The following is a 17,142-nucleotide window of genomic DNA, read 5'->3' as shown; positions in this document are numbered from 1 at the left end:
GTCCGAACGATTGCCGTACAAGGCGAAGAAGCAAAGCTGTTAATTTTCTTCCTGTTCCACCACCTCACTCAGGGGGCGCAGGTTGGCCGGTAACCGTTCTTCCTCCGCGTAGGGGAAGATATCCAGAATTTTTGTGGTGTTAACGTCCGTCGTTTCAAACGGAATCAGCATGTTGCGCAGGCTGATTTCAATGCGTTCGTACGCCTGCTTGACGTTCTCGGCGTTCACCAGCATCTGGTTCACAATGCGTTTTTCGCGGCCTTTATCGTCCTCCGTAATGAACACGACCTTGCATTTGTACCAGGTCTCTCCGCCTTCCTCGAAATGAAACAGGTCGGCCAGCCGCATCCGGTTGATGGCCGTCACCGTAAAATCGGGCGTGTTGGCGGCTACCTCCTTGTACAAACGGGCTTCGGCGTCGGTGTACGAAACGGCGTCAATCAAGTAGGCTTCGTTGATGGTTTTAAATTTTCCGGTGGGATCCTGTAATTGATAGCGAATTTTTCCCTGATACCAGCTTGGCATAAATCGTTGGATTATAAGTTTTTTGGGTTGTCACCGGGAGCTGATCAGGTTGTTTCTCCGTAAACCGCTGATGTTCGCTGATCAACTCCGTGTAGGAACCCATACTTCAAAAATACAGAACTTTCGGTAGCTTCGACGGCTCATCCGACTTTTTAGTTAGTTCGTCGGTGGACATTTGTAGGCCCGGTGTCGTGGGCGCCATCTTTGTCAAAAAATCAGTCGCCTTAGAAATGAGTAACTTACTGGATGTATTGCTGATTGCCGATGCAATGCCGGTTGAACCCGTTAAAAACTACCTGCACCTCACCCTGCTGACCATAGGTCTGCTGGCGCTGGTGACGACCATCTGGTGGCAAACCGACAAGGAGTCGTACGAGGAAGTAACGGAAGAGCTGCCCATTACGGCGTTCGAAAAGTTGGAAATCTGGGGTATGCTCAACGTGCTGGTGTCCGACGGACCCACCTACTCGTTGACCGCCCGGGGATCGCGCCGGGCCATTCAGAACGTAAAGGTGCGGCAGCGGGGCAAATGGCTGAAAATCGGTTCCGGCTTTTTCTTCTGGCACCGGCAGTATGATCTGCTGCTTACGCTGACCACGCCCAACCTGAGCAAACTGGACGTATCGGGCGCCTGCACCGTTCAGCTTTCCGGATTCCGTGAACTGGCCGCGCTGGATATCGACATTACCGGGGCGTCGAACGTCTCGCTGGAAGGGGAGGCTCAATTGCTGAACATCGACATCACGGGCGCATCCCGCTTATCGCTCATCGGGCGGGGCAACACGCTGGCGGCCGACCTGACGGGCGCATCAACGCTCCACGCCCTGCAGTTTCCGGTAGAGGATGCCACCGTGGAGGTGACGGGTGCCTGCACCGCCCAGATTTACGCCACGCGCATCCTGAAAGCCGAGGCAACCGGGGCCAGCAAAGTACATTACCAGGGCGAGCCAAGTGTGCATTTTGAAAGCTCCGGCGCCGGTTCCATTAAGAAAGTATAGAGAAAACCACCCATGAGAAATAAATTGAGACTGTGCGTTCTGCTGAGTATGCTGGCGCTGCTGATTTACGCATTGATGATGACGGAATCGGGCATATCCACGGAATTAAAATGGACCATTATCAGCATTGTCATTGGGAGCGGTCTGGTCATTTACACGGCATTGTCCTGGTTTATACCGTATATTCTGAACCATTCGGCGGAACAGTTATCGCCCCAGAAGCTGGTTTCGCTGACCGTCACGTCGAGCGGTATTCTGGCGGCCATCACGGGTTTTGTCGCCACGTTGAGTCTGGATTGTTTCGGCAACGTCGATTTTCGTACTACGGATTACTGCTCGATCTGCGGTTTGTTTGCCATCATCACGGCGGGCATCACGGCGGTTTATTCGCTGAAATCCTTCGTGCAGCGCTGGAAAGCTCTGCTGCTGATGGAAGAGGGCTTGAAACAGGCCGTCCTGAAAGCCGAGTTTGAGTCGCTGAAAAACCAGGTTAATCCGCACTTTCTGTTCAATTCGCTGAACATTCTGAGCGCCCTGATTCCGGAAGATACGGGCAAATCGGTGCAATTTGTCGAACGGCTTTCGAAGGTTTTTCGCTACAGTTTGCAGCATTCGGAGCAGAATACCATTGAACTCGCTACGGAGCTGAAAATTGCCGAATCGTACCTGTTTATCAACCAGATGCGCTTTGGCGAAAGCTTCCGCTATACCGTCGATCTGTCGGAAGCCGACCGCAACCGCCAGATTGTTACGCAGGGCCTGCTGACGTTGCTGGAAAACGTGGTCAAGCACAACGAATGTTCGCTGGAAAAGCCGCTGGTGATCCAGATTTATACCGAAAAAGATTGCCTGGTGGTGTCGAACTCCTACCAGCCCAAAAGCCGGTTGCGGACCGATTCGACGGGCATTGGGTTGAAAAATTTACAAAACCGCTACGTCCAGCTAGCCGCCGACCGCCCGGTGGAAATCGCCCAGACGGAGCGGGAGTTTATGGTTAAATTGCCTTTACTGGAACCGGCGGCCCATCGTACGGTTGGAAATTCATGACAGGAATGAAAATAGTAATTGTGGAAGACGAGCCGCTGGCCGTTAAGCGAATGGAGGGGTTAATTCGGGAAGTGGCACCCGAGGCCGAGATCATGGGCAAAATTGATACGGTACGGGCTTTCGTCCGCTGGTGGCAGACCCATCCGGCTCCGGACCTGCTGCTGATGGATATTCAACTGGCCGACGGGCTGAGTTTCGAGATCTTTCAGCAGGTGGACGTCAAGACGCCGGTTATTTTCACGACGGCTTACGACGAGTACGCCCTGCGGGCTTTTAAAGTCAACAGCGTTGATTATTTGCTAAAACCCATTGAGCAGGAAGAACTGGCGAAAGCCATTCAAAAATTCCGGAACCAGCAACAGAACGCAGGCCTGCAGTCGGGAGCTTCCGAAAACCTGGCGAAAATGCTCGAAGAATTTGGCATCAAGCCGGTTTCATACAAAAACCGTTTTCTGATCAAGCAGGGCGGACGGTTTGACGTGGTCGAAACCGCGGACATCATGTATCTCTACGCCGACGATAAAGTGGTTTTTCTGATCACGAATCAAAACCGCAAATACATCGTCGACGAAACACTGGACGAACTGGAAGGCAAACTGGACCCCCGGTTGTTTTTCCGGGTCAACCGCAAATACATCACGCACCTGTCGGCCATCGAGCGCATCGAACCTTACTTTAACGGCCGGCTCCGGATCTGGCTGAAGCACCGCCCGTCGGAAGAGGAAGTGTCCGTCAGTCGGGAGCGGGCCGACTCCTTCAAAACCTGGCTGAATACGTAAGGAAGTTAAGAATTAAGAGTGATGAGTTGGCTGACGCATTCATCACTCATCACTCTCAATTTAACTCATATCAAACTTTATAGAATAGCCATTTTGCCAGTTCTTTGTACGACGGTTTTTTGCCGTACATCAGGATGCCAACGCGGTAGATGCGGGCTGCCAGCCAGGACGTACCCAGGAAGCCGACGATCAGTAGCGAAACCGACAGGGCGACTTCCCAAAAAGGCACGCCGAACGGGATACGCACCATCATGACGATGGGGGAGGTAAACGGAATCATTGACATCCAGAAGGCCACCGCGCCGTCGGGTTCGCGGATAACGAACTGCGCCATGATAAACGAAAGAACCAGCGGCATCGTGACCGGGAACATAAACTGCTGCACGTCGGTATCGCTGTCGACGGCGGACCCAACGGCCGCAAACAAGGCGCTGTAAATCAGGTAACCGCCAATGAAGTAAATCAGGAAACAGCCAATGATCAGCGGAATGTCGAGCGTACCGATGGCTTTCAGAATCGAATTCATCGGGTTGTTTTTCTGCTCGGTCTTGGGTTTTTCGGCGGGGGCGGTCTGGTTCTGCCCAGGCGACTGCGCCATCATTTCAACGCGTTGCTGCGGCCCCACGCTCTGGCCCACAAAACTCGATATGGCCGACGACATGCCGAACGTGAGCAGAATCCAGAGCATAAACTGCGTCAGACCCACCAGGGCAACACCGGTGATTTTCCCCGCCATCAGCTGAAACGGTTTTACCGACGAGATAATTACCTCAACAATCCGGTTGGTCTTTTCTTCCATAACGCCCCGCATCACCTGCACACCGTAGATGAAAATGGCCATGTAGATCACGAAAGCGCAGAAGTAGCCGATACCCGTGGCCGCGCCCGAGCTGCTGTCTTTTTCGCCTTCATCGCTCAGGCTGTACGTATCCGAGGAAACGTTGGCTTTTGTGCTTTCCAGCACTTTGCGGTCAATGCCCGCTTCCAGCAGCCGGATGTTTTCGATTTCCTGCTCAACGGCGTTTTCAATGCCATTTTTCACCTCCAGGCTAACGTTCTTTTCCGCATAGATTTTCAGGCTTTTCGGATTTTCCAGAATGTCTTTCGGAATGTGGACCAGCACGTCGTAACCGCTCTGGCTAAAATCCTTTTTAGCGTTTTCCACCGGCAGCTTCACCGGCGTAAACACCAGCTCGTTCGTGTTTTTGAACGTTTTGGCAAACTTGCCGTTTTCGTCAATCACCTCGACTTTCTTCTGATCAATGTCGCGCATGGCGAACAGGATCGGAATAAGCCAGAGACAGGAAACCAGCAGGGGCGTCACGAAGGTCATGATCAGGAATGATTTCTTCTTGACCCGGACCAGGTACTCGCGTTTGAGGATAAGGAAAATAGTTCGCATAAGTGTCGATGCGTGAATGAGTGGATGATAGAATGAGTGAATAGCTCCGCCAATGATCTGCTCCCTGCAAAGCCACTCTCTTATTCTGTCATCCACTCATTCACAATTAATTAAGTGGTTGGAACTTCGCCGACGGCTTTGATAAAGATATCGTTCATGGAAGGAATGTTCTCGCCGAACGAGCGCACGGTTACGTGGTCGATCAGGTCGCGGACCAGGTCGTTGACGGCGGCATCGGGCGGGATCCGGATGTTGGCCCGCTGATACCCGTCTTCCACCGGTTTTCTGTCCAGAATTGTATAGGCCGGGTTTAAATCGCTCAATGGGCCCTGGTATTCAACGTGGTAAGTATTTGTTTTAAACTGCTCCTTGATGGCTTTCTTAGGGCCGTCGAGCACTTTTTTCGAGCGGTTGATCAGGGCGATGTGGTCGCAAAGCTCCTCGACGGATTCCATCCGGTGGGTCGAGAAGATGATGGTGCTGCCTTTCTGGCGCAGTTCCAGAATTTCGTCTTTAATCAGGTTGGCGTTAATGGGGTCGAAGCCGGAAAACGGTTCGTCGAGGATGATCAGATCCGGTTCGTGCAGAACCGTTGCCACAAACTGAATTTTCTGCTGCATACCCTTCGACAGGTCCTCGACGTTTTTGGTCCACCACGTTTTGATGTCGAATTTGATAAACCAATCCTTCAGCTTGTCCATGGCCTGCCGTTGGCTGAGTCCTTTCAACTGGGCCAGGTACAGCAGTTGTTCACCCACCTTCATCTTTTTGTACAGACCGCGCTCTTCGGGCAGGTAGCCGATGCGGCCGATGTGCTCGGGGCCCAGCGGTTTCCCGTCGAAGAATACTTCGCCCTCGTCGGGACCGGTGATCTGGTTGATGATGCGGATGAGGGAGGTTTTACCGGCGCCGTTGGGACCCAGCAGACCGAAAATCTGACCGCGCGGGATGTTGATGCTGACGTCGTCCAAAGCCCGGTGCTGAGCGTATTGTTTGACAATGCGGTGGGTTTCCAGGATATTCATTCCATTGTGGTTAAGATGCGTATTCCAATTCAGGTTGTTTCTGCGCTGGTTCTAAACCAAAAGTAGAGATTGGCCCAGAGTACCGCACAGGTTTATGACAAAAAAGCTTAATTCTACACAAACGGTATAAAATAAACAAGCTACCGGACAGCTTGCTGCCGGTAGCCTGAAGAAGAAAAGAGCCAGAATTAGTTTTTTATCGGTAATAAGAACGCACCTGAAAGAGCAAAAGCAGCCAGAGCAACCCGATGATAACCGAAAAAATACTGAACGTAATCAGGCTGGCTAGAATGCTGATGAGTTGGGCGTAGTAACTCAACACCCAGCCCTGTCGTCTGCGGTTGAACAAGCCCGGCAGGGCGGCAATGCTCAGCACGGTTCCGACAATTGCCAGAATCATGGAGATGTTGTACTGCAAACCCAGGCCAACACCGCCCAGAAACGAGACGGGAAGCAGGGCCGTTCCCAACCCGAGGAAAACCAGAATGGCGGGAATGGCGATGATCAGAAAAACCAGGGATACAAATGGCCAGTATCTGACAAATCCCTCGCGGAAACTGAATGGAACCTGGAAGGGCGCTTTCTCAGTAAAATAAGGAGCTAACTCCGTTTCTAAAATTGCTTGTTGTGTCATGTTCAGACGTAATTAAGTAGATGTTGTTTACAGGGAATGCAAACTTACTCACTTAATGCGGGCCGAAGAAAGACTATTGTGTGAACGGCACCAGATCGCTTTGTTTCGAATCAAACGGCTGGTTACTCGAGTGAGACCTCGTTTTCGGGTTTGACAAAATCGCCTTCCCATTTGGAAATGACGCAGGTAGCGACGGCATTACCGGCCACGCTCGTTGCCGACCGGCCCATGTCCAGAAACGGATCAACGCCCAAAATCAGGGCCAGTCCTTCGGGGGGCAGATCAAACATCGCCATCGTTCCGGCAATCACCACCAGCGACGCCCGCGGAACCCCCGCAATGCCTTTGGAGGTCACCATCAGGGTCAGAAGCATGATGACCTGCTGCTCCAGCGAGAGGGTAACCCCATAGGCCTGGGCCAGAAAGCCCGTGGCAAACGTCATGTACATCATCGAACCGTCGAGGTTAAACGAATAGCCTAGCGGCAGGACAAAACCGATGATGCGGGGGGAAATACCGAAATCTTCGAGGGCCTTGATCTGCTGGGGAAGCGAAGCTTCGGAACTCGCCGTACTGAACGAAAGCAGCAGCGACTCTTTCATCTGGGCCAGCAACTTAAAGAACGGAATCCGCATAAAGGCGCAGATACCGGCCAGAATCACGAAGATAAAGAACAGCAGACCGCCGTAGAAACAGATCAGCAGGTACGCGTAGGAAACCAGAATGCCCAGGCCCTTGGCGGCTACAACGGCCGTCATCGCGCCCAGAACCGCGTACGGAGCCAGTTGCATGACGTAGCCGACCATTTTGAAAACCAGTTCGCTCAGCGCGTCGAGGGCCTTCATCAGCCCTTTTCCTTTTTCACCGATGGCCCCGAGCGCGATGCCGAAAAAGAGCGAGAAAACGACAATTTGCAGGATTTCATTTTCCGCCAGCGCCCGGAACGCACTGTCGGGGAAGATATGCAGAATAAAATCTTCGACACTGCTTAGTTTCTTGCCCTCAATACCGACACTCGTGCCCGATGCGGGCCGGGGCCAGCTCTGGATGGTACCGGGGCGCGTAATATTCACCACAACCAGCCCGACGAGCAGCGACAGGATGGTGGCAAAATAAAAATAGCCGAGGGTTTTGATGCCGATGCGGCCCACCACTTTAAAATCGCCCAGCTTGGCAATGCCGACCACGAGCGTCGAGAACACCAGCGGTCCGACAATCATTTTGATCAGTTTCAGAAAAACTTTGCTGACCACTTGGAATTTGGCACCAATCGAAGCGGCTGTTTCGGGGTCGGAGGTACTGTGCAGAATCTGACCAATAAGGACGCCCAGCGCAAAGCCAATAACAATTTTCGTGGTGATGTTTAGTTTCATTCAGATGAAGGATAAAGAGTAAACGGGGGCAGCAGCCGGTCGACCAAGAACAAAAATAGGATAAAAAAACGAATTCGGGTCAAACCGGCCGGATAAGCACAGAAATGCACAAGTCTGGCTGGAAAATACCTAAAAACCGCTTGAACGAACGAAGAAGGCTACAGAATAAGATGTTGTCGGATTTCACAATAAGTTAACAGCAGCTTACCGAAACCCGGTCTAATTTTAAGGGAAAATAGACGACGACTATGAAAAACAACGCTTTACTGTACTTCATCCGGCTTTATTTCCTCTTCGGACTGCTGCTCCTGACGGCCTTCAAAACCGTTGCTCAGGTTTCGTTAACCAGTAATTCACTCACCTACACCCAGGACTTTAACAGTCTGGCAACAGCCGGAACGGCCAATGCCTGGGCGAATAATATGACACTCACCGGCTGGCTGAGCAACCGGGCCGTCCTGATTGCCGGAACCGGCAGCGGCAACACCGGTGGCCTATACAGTTTTGGCGCGGCAAGTACGGCCGAGCGGGCACTGGGATCGGTGGCGTCGGGTTCGGCCAACCCGGTGTTGTACGGCCTCGTTCTGGCAAATAGCACCGGCAGGGCGATCACGTCGTTGCAAATCAGTTATACCGGCGAACAATGGCGCACGGCCAATGCCACGGCCCACTCTCTGACGTTTGGGTACGCGACGGGCAACAACCTGGCGATTGATGCCCCGGTTACGGCTTCCCCAGCTCTGGATTTTACCGGGCCGGTTTCGGTATCGACAGCCAGTGCGCTGGACGGTAATCTGCCCGCCAACCGCACGGCAATTTCCGGAACTATTATCTTTGAAACACCCGTTGCCGCCGGGGAGCAGATCCTGCTTCGCTGGTCGGACCCCGATAATGCCGGCGCCGATCACGGACTGGCGATTGACGACCTGAGCGTAACGGCGACCATTCAGGGCGGAGGCACGCCCACTCCCGTTTTAAGCATCAACCCAACGGCCCTGACCGGTTTAACCACTTCCGAAGGAACACCCTCGGTGCCCCGGTCTTACACGGTTTCCGGGAGCAATCTGGCCGCCGATGTCGTCGTCAAGGCCCCCGCCGGTTTTGAAATCAGCACCGGCAGCACCTACACGACTACCCTGACCCTGCCGGTAGCGAACAGCGCCGTGGCGGCAACGGCAATCAACGTCCGGCTGACTGGAACAGCGCAGGGAACCTTCAGCGGAACGATCACCAACGCCAGCGGCTCGGCATCGGCTGACGTCTCCGTGAGCGGAACGGTTTTCGACCCGAACACGATCGCCAGCATCGCCTTGGCCCGCAGCCAGCCCGTCAACACGCCGGTTTCTTCGTTGCCCGGTGGCAAAATTGCCGGACGCGTAACGGTGAGCAACCAGTTCAACGACGTGGCCTACATTCAGGACCCGACGGGCGGTATTGCGGTTTTTAGTACGGCCTTCCGCAACGGCGTTCAAATCGGCGACTCGGTGCAGATTACCGCCGGAATAATCGGCGCGTTCAATAGCAACAAGCAGATTTCGGGCACGGTCCAGTTCACCAACTTCGGTTCGCAGGGCCCGCTGACGCCCAAAGTGGTGACGACGGCCCAACTGCCCGATTTTGAAGGCCAACTGGTTACCGTTAATAACGCCGTGATTCGCCCGAACACACCGGTAGCGTCTCCGAACCCGGTTTTTGTGCTGACCCCGGACGCCAACTTTCAGCTTCAGGACGCAACCGGTACGCGGGAGTTGCGGGTTAATCGGGGCACCACCATTCCCGGCAACACCAACCCCGCCGGTGCCGCACCGATTACCGGGGTGGTCGGTCGTTTTAATACCATCAACCAATTGCTGCCGCGCTTCACGGAGGACCTGCCCGGTGCCGCGCCCTACGCCCCGGCGGGTGAAACTATCGACCGAAATCTGACGCTCGACGTGGCCGCCTGGAACATCGAATGGCTGGGCAGCCCGGGCAATGGCCCGACCAATGAAGCGCAACAGGTGACCAACGCGGCAGCGGTCTTGAAAAACCTGCAATCGGACCTTGTTGTGCTGGAAGAAATTTCATCGGAAAATGCCCTGCCGAGCTTGCTGGCCCAGTTGCCGGGTTACCAGGGCAATTGTTCGCCGTTTGTTTCCAACAACCCCGGGCACGAAATACCAGCCAACCCGGCGACGCCCGGCCCGACTTTACCCGCCAATACGCAACGGGTTTGTATCCTCTACAAATCGGACGTTGCCACGCTGATTTCCCAAAAACCGCTGATGGAACGCGTGGAAAATCTGGCGGACTACCCAACGGAAGCGGATAATTTCTGGGCGTCGGGACGGTATCCGTACCTCTGGAAATTTAATGTAACTGTGGCCGGGGTCAGCAAGCGGGTGAACGTGATCGGCATTCACGCCAAGGCCAACGAGGGCGCGCCAAACTCGCAGGAAGCCTACGACCGCCGGAAATACGATGTGCAGGTTCTGTATGATACCCTTAAGGCCCAATACCCGAACGACCTGCTGATCCTGGCTGGTGACTTCAACGACGATCTCGACCAGACCGTGGCCAATGTACCGACAACCGAATCAACCTATAAGCCTTTTGTGGACGACCGGGATAGTTTTACCGGCGTAACCAAGGTACTCAGCGACAACGGATTCCGGACGTTCTTAACGGCAGACAACGTGATCGATCACATCCTGGTATCCAACGAACTGGCTCCGGCGTACGTGAACGGTTCGGCGGGAGTAGGCACTCCGTATACAACAATCAGCGATTTCGGTAACACGACTTCCGACCACGTTCCGGTGCTGGCCCGCTTCGATCTTTCGCAGTTGGCGCAGCTCAAAGTGCAGTACCAGAACGCCGACAACGGCGCGACCAACAACCAGATCAGGCCGTATCTGAAACTGATCAACGACGGAACCACTGCCGTGCCGTACAGCGAGCTGACGGTTCGCTACTGGTTTACGGCGGAAAACTATGCCGGTATCAACACGTTCATCGACTACGCCCAGTTGGGAAACAACAAGGTAAAAGCTACGTATGTCCGGCAGGATGCGCCGGCCCGGACCGGGGCCAACGGGTACATCGAATACCGTTTTGATGCGTCGGCGGGGAATTTAGCGGCTGGGGGGAACTCAGGGCCGATTCAGTCTCGGTTTGCCAACAAAGACTGGGCAGATTTAAACGAAACCGACGACTATTCTTACAACACCGGCGCCAGTTTCGCGCTCACGGACCGCGTCACGCTCTACCGCAACGGTGTCCTGATTTGGGGCGTGGAGCCGGAAACCGTTCCGGCCCGGGTTGCGGTGAAAGTGCTGACGGAGAATAAAAGCTCCGGTTCCAACGCCAATTCGATCAGTACTTACCTGAAGGTGGTCAACGAAGGCAATGTGCCCCTGGCATACGGCGATCTTTCTGTTCGTTACTGGTTTACGAAAGACGGTGACGCCAGCCTGAATTACTGGATCGATTACGCCAAACTGGGCAGCTCCAGCCTGACGGGGCAGTTTGTTCCGGTCGATCCCGTGCGGGCCGGCGCGGATACGTATTTCGAACTGAACATCAATCCGGCGGTTGGTACACTCTATCCGCTCAGTAACACCGGTAACATCCAGTACCGGATTGCAAAATCCAACTGGACGGCGTTCAACCTGAGCAACGATTATTCGTACAAAGCACCGGCCCCTTTTGCCGAAAACAGCCGCGTCACGGTTTACTACCAGGGCCAGCTGATTTACGGAACGGAACCCGGCTCGTCGGAGGCTCGTCTGGCAACGCCGGAAAATGCCGAAATTTTCAGAATTCAGGTGTTACCAAATCCGGTTTCGGACGTATTCGAAGTAGAATTTACGGCACCGGCGGGAGAGGAGGTCCGTTTGCAGCTAACCGACGTGCTCGGCCAGACGGTTTTGCACCACACCGTTTCGGCAACGGGCGGGCGGCAACGCCAGAAAATGAATGTCCGGCAGCAGGGAGCAGGGGTTTATTTTCTGCGCGCCAGTACCGGTCAGCAGTCACAACTGGTTAAAGTCGTGAAAGACTAACGGCTGATTAGCAGAATTATAAACGAGCGGCCCCGGCATTCCAGTCGGGGCCGCTCGTTTTCAGGCAGTACCGCCGGACCGCTTCTCATTCAGGGCCAGCCGGATCAGCTCGACGGTATTTTTGACACCCGCTTTTCGCAGGATACTGGCGCGCTGGTTGGCCACGGTATTGGAACTAATGTCGAACCGTTTGGCAATCTCCTGGCTGCTCATCCCTTCAATCAGGCAGGTCAGAATCTGGGCTTCGCGCGAACTGACCTTGTTCCAGATCGACGATTTTGAGGACGGTGCGGGGCTGGTTTCATCGCTGGCCGCCGGGGCAGTGGGCAGCATCAGGTGCCGGATAATGATGGAGGAAGCACTGGGCGGATAATACAAATCGCCCCCCACAACGGCCCGAATGGCCCGCAGAATTTCCTCCCGGTCGGTGTCTTTCTGTAAATAACCAGCCGCGCCGTACTGCACCGATTTCAGGATGTAATCCTTGTTGTTGTGCATACTGAACATCAGAATCCGGACAGCCGGAAACTGCTGCGTAATGATTTGCAGGGCTTCAATGCCCGACAAGCGCGGCATGGTGATGTCCAGAAAAAGCACATCGGGGTTGACCACGGGGATCAGATCAATAGCCTCATCGCCGTCGGGCGCTTCCCCGACAATTTCAATATCAGCTTCATCTTCCAGCAACAGTCGGACGCCTTTTCGGACCACCGAGTGGTCGTCGGCAACCATAATTCGTATCGGTGTCATGCGTTGCGGGTATCAGTTGAATAAACCGTGACGTTCGTTCCTTTTTTACGTTTTGACGTGATCGTCAGTTCTCCATTCAGCAGCCGGGCCCGGGTGTGCATGTTCCGCAGGCCGTTGGTTGGCAGGGGTGGCCGGTCTTTTTTCGGCCCTGCTTTTTGCGTAAACCCTTTGCCGTCGTCCTCTACGGTAAGCGTCGTTTGGGTGCCGTCGCGATGCCAGCTAATGGTAATCTGCTGCGCTTCCGCGTGTTTAATGGCGTTGTTGAGGGCTTCCTGCGCAATCCGGTACAGGCCAATTTCCTGGGCGGGCGTCAGGCGTTTCCCCTCCGTTTCGCCCTCGTAGCTAACCGGGATGCCCGAAGAGCGGGTGGTCTGTTCGGCCAGCAACTGCAAAGCCGCTCCCAGTCCAAAATCGCTCAGCACCGACGGCATCAGGTTGTGCGAAGTCTGCCGGGTGGTTTGAATCACGTCGTAGATCAGGGTGCACAATTCTTCAAACCGTTCGCGGTGTTTGGGTTCGGGAAAGGGCACGGCTTTCAGTTTTTCCGCGTGCAGTTTCAGGCCGGTCAGCATCTGGCCAATCCCGTCGTGGAGTTCACGCGCAAACCGGCGCCGTTCTTCTTCCTGGCCTTCCAGCAACCCCGCCGAGCGACTGTTTTCTTCCGCTATTTGCAGCCGGTATTTTTCCTCGGTGGCCCACAGCAGTTCGCGCTGCGTAATAACCAGTTGCCGGTTGGCGTTTTCCAGGTCGGTATTGGCTACATTGAGTTGCGCATTCGACTGGCGCAGAGCCTCATCCGACTCGGTTAGTTTGCGAATCACGTCTTTCGTGTGGTTGACCACCGGCCGGAAAATCAGCAGCCCCTCAATCAGCAGAATCAGCAGCGTCGCTACCGTCAGCACCCACTCAATCTGTTCGAGCGCCCGGACCCGCTCGAAGCTTTCTTGGTCAAACCGGAAAACAATGGCGTTCATCTGTTCCAGAAACAGCGGCTCGGCCCGCAGTACGGTCTGCAACGCGGCTTTTTTCTGCTCCGGCGTTGTCGATGCGGTATTGATCCGAACCAGATTCCGGTACATGGACTCAAAAACTGGTTCGAGCTGGGTCAGCATCTGGTCGATCCGGCGGCTTTTCCGGACCAGGTACTCCTTTTCCATTCGCAGCATACCGTCGCGCAACTGCCGGTGGCTCTGGTTCCAGGTGTTCAGCAGGGCGGCAAACGAAGCCGTGTCGGTGGCCGGGATTTCGGTCGTGCGCAATAGGGCCAGTTTGGTCAGGCGCTGGCTCAGCATCCGTTGCCGACCGGCCACGTTGACCACCCGGCTGTCGTCGTAATGGTCGCTCAGCGTGCGCCGGATGAACAGCAGGCCGCTCAGCGACAACACGGCGATCACCGTGAGCGCGAGTACGTAAAACCGGGTTAACCGGCGGGCAACCTGCTGATCGAGTTGGGTCATTTTCGCTTATTCCAGCCCAATATACACCATTCCGTCGGTTACTTTGACCGGGAAGGTGGTAATCTGGTAGCTTTCGTCGTTGAGGCACTGGCCGCTGCGGAGCGAAAACGTTTTTTTGTGGAACGGACAGGCCACCTTGGGTTCGTCGCCCTGGCTGCCGATCATTCCGCGCGACAGGGCCATTTGCTGGCGGTGGGGGCATTCGTTGTCCGTAGCAAACCATTCGTTCCGGCGGGCAAAGTTGTAAATGGCAATCTGGTGGCCGTTGAGCAGAACGCAGGCCCCTCCATCGGCGGGTACATCCTCCACGCGGCAGGCCAAAAACCACGTCATTTGTTCTTGATCAGCAATGAGTGCTTCCATGATTATAATTCGGTTGATGCGTGAAAACAAAGATTTTAGGCCCGTCCCCGGCCGGAGCTGGGGACGGAAACGGCGCTGATGAGCAATCGGATTATTTCCACTCTTTGGCCCGTTTCTGATCGCGCAGGGTGGCAAACTCCACGGTCGGGTCTTTCAGTTCAGGGACGTTGACAAAGTGGGTAAACCGTTTGCGGAGTTCCGGGTTGTCGACCACTTCTTTCCATTCGCACTTGAAGGTATCGACCAGCAGTTGCATTTCGCGTTCCAGATCGGCCCCAATGCCCAGCACGTCGTCCACCACCACGGCTTTCAGGTAGGTCATGCCGCCCTCCATTTTGGCCATCCAGGTGGCCGTGCGGGTCAGCGGATCGGCGGTTTTGATGTAAAACATCAGGAAACGGTCGATGTAACGAATGCAGGTTTCCTTGTCAACGTCCGACGCCAGCAGTTGGGCGTGTTGGGGTTTGGAGCCGCCGTTACCGCCCACGTACAGGTTCCAGCCTTTTTCGGTGGCAATGATGCCAAAGTCCTTGCTCTGCGCTTCGGCACATTCCCGGATGCAGCCCGATACGCCGGATTTGAGTTTGTGCGGGGAGCGAACGCCTTTGTAACGGTCTTCTACTTCGATGGCGAACGAAACCGAATCCTGCACCCCGAAGCGGCACCAGGTGCTGCCCACGCAGCTTTTCACCGTCCGCAACGATTTCCCGTAGGCGTGTCCGCTTTCAAAACCGGCGTTGATCAGTTCTTCCCAAATCAGGGGCAGGTCGCCAACGTGCGCGCCGAAAAGGTCGATGCGCTGGCCACCGGTAATTTTGGTGTACAAACCGTATTTTTTTGCCACCTGACCAATCACGATCAGTTTGTCGGGCGTAATCTCACCGCCCGGAATGCGCGGAACCACGGAGTAGGTTCCGCCTTTCTGAATATTCGCCAGAAACCGGTCGTTGGAATCCTGAATGGTGGCGCGGCCCTGTTCCAGAATGTTTTCGTTCCACAAACTGGCCAGCAGCGAAGCCACCGCCGGTTTGCAGACCTCGCAGCCGTCGCCCTTGCCAAATTGATCCAGCACCTCGTCAAAGGTTTTCAACTGGTTGATTTTAACCAGGTCGAGCAACTCCTGGCGGGTGTAGTCGAGGTGTTCGCAGAGGACGTTCCGGACGTAATGGCCTTGTTGTTTCATCACCCCCTGAATCAGGTCTTTCACCAGCGGGTTACAGCCTCCGCAACCCGTACAGGCTTTGGTCGCTTTCTTGAGCGCATCAATACTGGTATGCCCGTTCTCGCCGATTTCGTGGCAAAGCTGGGCTTTGGTGATGGCTTCGCAGGAACAGATCAGTGCATCGTCGGGTAATCCCATGACGCCCCCAAAGGACGTAGCTGCGCCCGCTTCTTCGCCACCCCGCGACCCCAGAATCAGGTCTTCGGGATTGGGGGGCAAAATGGTTTGGTTCTTGCAGGTTTGCAGCAGCATGTTGTACTGCTCGGCATCACCCACCAGAATACCGCCCAGCAACGTTTTGCCGTCGGCCGCGATGTTGATGCGCTTGTAAATGCCTTTGGCCTTGTTTTCGTAGGTAATGGTGCGGCAATTGGGTTCGCCGATAAACGGATCGCCAAAGCTGCCAACGTCGGTGCCGATCAGCTTCAGCTTGGTCGACATATCGTACGGCTTGAACTCCTTTTCGTCGCCCATCAACCGGGCCGCCACCACTTCGGCCATGTCGTAACCCGGAGCCACCAGGCCGTAAATCATGTGGTGAGCAACGGCACATTCGCCGATGGCAAAAACCGCCGGGTCAGACGTTTGCAGGAAATTATCGACCAGAATGCCCCCGCGTGGGTGCGTGTTCAGGCCAGCCGCTTTGGCCAGCTCGTCGCGCGGGCGAATCCCGGCGGAAATAATCAACATATCAACGTCCAGCGTGCTACCGTCGGCAAACTGAATGCCCTGGATGGTGTCTTCGCCCGTGATCTGCTGCGTATTTTTAGAAAGGTGAATGCTCAGGCCCAGCGATTCCAGTTGGCGTTGCAGAATGCCGGAACCCGCATCGTCGATTTGCCGGGGCATTAGCCGGGGGGCAAATTCAATGACGTGGGCTTCTTCCAGGCCAAGGTCGAGCAGGGCTTTGGCCGCTTCCAGACCCAGCAAACCGCCCCCCATTACCGCCCCTTTACGAGCTTTCCGTGCGTACGATTGAATCAGGTCCAGGTCTTCAATGGTGCGGTAAACAAAGACGCCATCTTTTTCCACTCCGGCCACGGGTGGCACAAACGCCCCGGAACCAGTGGCCAGCACCAGATAATCGTACGGTACGACAACGCCGTGATGCGAACGAACTTCCCGGCGCTGGCGGTCAATGTCCACCACCGGATCGGTCAGGTAAAGCGGAATCCCGTTTTCGGTGTACCAGCTTTCGGGCGCCAACGTCAGGTCGTCGGCAGTTTTACCCGCAAAATACGCGCTCAGATGAACGCGATCGTAGGCAACACGCGGCTCTTCTCCGAAAACCGTCAGACTGAACTGCTGCCCATTTTTTTGTTTGGCTACCAGTTTCTCGCAGAATTTGTAGCCGACCATGCCGTTGCCAATCACAACGACGCGCTGCATTTTGCCTGTGTTCATAGTTAATAGTAACTATAGTAATAAAACAAACCCGTTTATTTTTTGTAATATTCTAACAAAATTCCCCAATTAGTATTTGAATACTACGCTTCAAATTTAAACTGACTTTTCGCTAATTCC

At 54.7% G+C, this 17,142-nt stretch carries 13 protein-coding genes; 4 read left to right on the top strand and 9 right to left on the bottom strand.

Annotated elements, in window-relative coordinates; genetic code table 11:
• Nucleotides 1-39: 39 nt before the first annotated feature.
• Nucleotides 40-525 carry a DUF4494 domain-containing protein gene (locus OQ371_RS24190; protein WP_265990985.1) on the bottom strand — a complete coding sequence of 162 codons (486 nt, stop codon included), beginning with the start codon at nucleotides 523-525 and terminating at the stop codon, nucleotides 40-42.
• Nucleotides 526-755: 230 nt separating this feature from the next.
• On the opposite strand from OQ371_RS24190, the gene OQ371_RS24185 reads away from it, so the two are divergent.
• From OQ371_RS24185 to OQ371_RS24175, 3 genes are read left to right on the top strand one after another with little or no spacing between them, the layout of a single operon-like run.
• Nucleotides 756-1,523 carry a head GIN domain-containing protein gene (locus OQ371_RS24185; protein ID WP_265990984.1) on the top strand — a complete coding sequence of 256 codons (768 nt, stop codon included), beginning with the start codon at nucleotides 756-758 and terminating at the stop codon, nucleotides 1,521-1,523.
• A gap of 12 nt (nucleotides 1,524-1,535) precedes the next feature.
• Nucleotides 1,536-2,570 (top strand): sensor histidine kinase, encoded by a 1,035-nt coding sequence (locus tag OQ371_RS24180; RefSeq protein ID WP_265990983.1) that lies wholly within the window; start codon nucleotides 1,536-1,538, stop codon nucleotides 2,568-2,570.
• Between the two features lie 5 nt (nucleotides 2,571-2,575).
• Complete coding sequence (locus OQ371_RS24175) at nucleotides 2,576-3,349, top strand: LytR/AlgR family response regulator transcription factor (protein ID WP_265990982.1); 774 nt, start codon at nucleotides 2,576-2,578, stop codon at nucleotides 3,347-3,349.
• Between the two features lie 70 nt (nucleotides 3,350-3,419).
• Here OQ371_RS24175 and OQ371_RS24170 read toward each other — a convergent pair whose 3' ends face one another.
• The 4 genes from OQ371_RS24170 to OQ371_RS24155 all read right to left on the bottom strand — a co-directional run bounded on the left by OQ371_RS24170 (nucleotide 3,420) and on the right by OQ371_RS24155 (nucleotide 7,783).
• Nucleotides 3,420-4,751: an ABC transporter permease gene (locus OQ371_RS24170; RefSeq protein WP_265990981.1), complete on the bottom strand. Its 1,332-nt coding sequence runs from the start codon at nucleotides 4,749-4,751 to the stop codon at nucleotides 3,420-3,422.
• A gap of 110 nt (nucleotides 4,752-4,861) precedes the next feature.
• Complete coding sequence (locus OQ371_RS24165; RefSeq protein WP_265990980.1) at nucleotides 4,862-5,776, bottom strand: ABC transporter ATP-binding protein; 915 nt, start codon at nucleotides 5,774-5,776, stop codon at nucleotides 4,862-4,864.
• Nucleotides 5,777-5,972: 196 nt separating this feature from the next.
• Nucleotides 5,973-6,410 carry a chromate transporter gene (locus tag OQ371_RS24160; protein WP_265990979.1) on the bottom strand — a complete coding sequence of 146 codons (438 nt, stop codon included), beginning with the start codon at nucleotides 6,408-6,410 and terminating at the stop codon, nucleotides 5,973-5,975.
• A 122-nt stretch (nucleotides 6,411-6,532) separates the two neighbouring features.
• A complete protein-coding gene (locus OQ371_RS24155) occupies nucleotides 6,533-7,783 on the bottom strand; it encodes a dicarboxylate/amino acid:cation symporter (protein WP_265990977.1) in 1,251 nt (416 codons plus the stop codon).
• 248 nt (nucleotides 7,784-8,031) lie between these two features.
• Here OQ371_RS24155 and OQ371_RS24150 point away from each other — a divergent pair, with 248 nt between their 5' ends.
• Nucleotides 8,032-11,826 carry a cellulose binding domain-containing protein gene (locus OQ371_RS24150; protein ID WP_265990975.1) on the top strand — a complete coding sequence of 1,265 codons (3,795 nt, stop codon included), beginning with the start codon at nucleotides 8,032-8,034 and terminating at the stop codon, nucleotides 11,824-11,826.
• 60 nt (nucleotides 11,827-11,886) lie between these two features.
• Here OQ371_RS24150 and OQ371_RS24145 read toward each other — a convergent pair whose 3' ends face one another.
• From OQ371_RS24145 to nirB, 4 genes are all read right to left on the bottom strand, one after another.
• The gene (locus OQ371_RS24145; protein WP_265990974.1) at nucleotides 11,887-12,576 is read right to left on the bottom strand and encodes a response regulator transcription factor; all 690 of its coding nucleotides are present in this window, start codon (nucleotides 12,574-12,576) and stop codon (nucleotides 11,887-11,889) included.
• Nucleotides 12,573-14,033: an ATP-binding protein gene (locus tag OQ371_RS24140; RefSeq protein ID WP_265990973.1), complete on the bottom strand. Its 1,461-nt coding sequence runs from the start codon at nucleotides 14,031-14,033 to the stop codon at nucleotides 12,573-12,575. The genes OQ371_RS24145 and OQ371_RS24140 overlap by 4 nt, the downstream gene beginning before the upstream one ends.
• Before the next feature lie 6 nt (nucleotides 14,034-14,039).
• Nucleotides 14,040-14,396, bottom strand: a complete 357-nt coding sequence (gene nirD / locus OQ371_RS24135; RefSeq protein ID WP_265990972.1) for a nitrite reductase small subunit NirD — start codon at nucleotides 14,394-14,396, stop codon at nucleotides 14,040-14,042.
• A 91-nt stretch (nucleotides 14,397-14,487) separates the two neighbouring features.
• Nucleotides 14,488-17,022 carry a nitrite reductase large subunit NirB gene (gene nirB / locus OQ371_RS24130; protein ID WP_265990971.1) on the bottom strand — a complete coding sequence of 845 codons (2,535 nt, stop codon included), beginning with the start codon at nucleotides 17,020-17,022 and terminating at the stop codon, nucleotides 14,488-14,490.
• Nucleotides 17,023-17,142: the final 120 nt, after the last annotated feature.

Origin of the sequence: Larkinella insperata (genome assembly GCF_026248825.1) — a bacterium.
Classification (GTDB): Bacteria; Bacteroidota; Bacteroidia; order Cytophagales; family Spirosomataceae; genus Larkinella; species Larkinella insperata.
The sequence above is the reverse complement of the archived record's forward strand: the minus strand, read 5'-3'. Positions and strand labels throughout refer to the sequence as shown.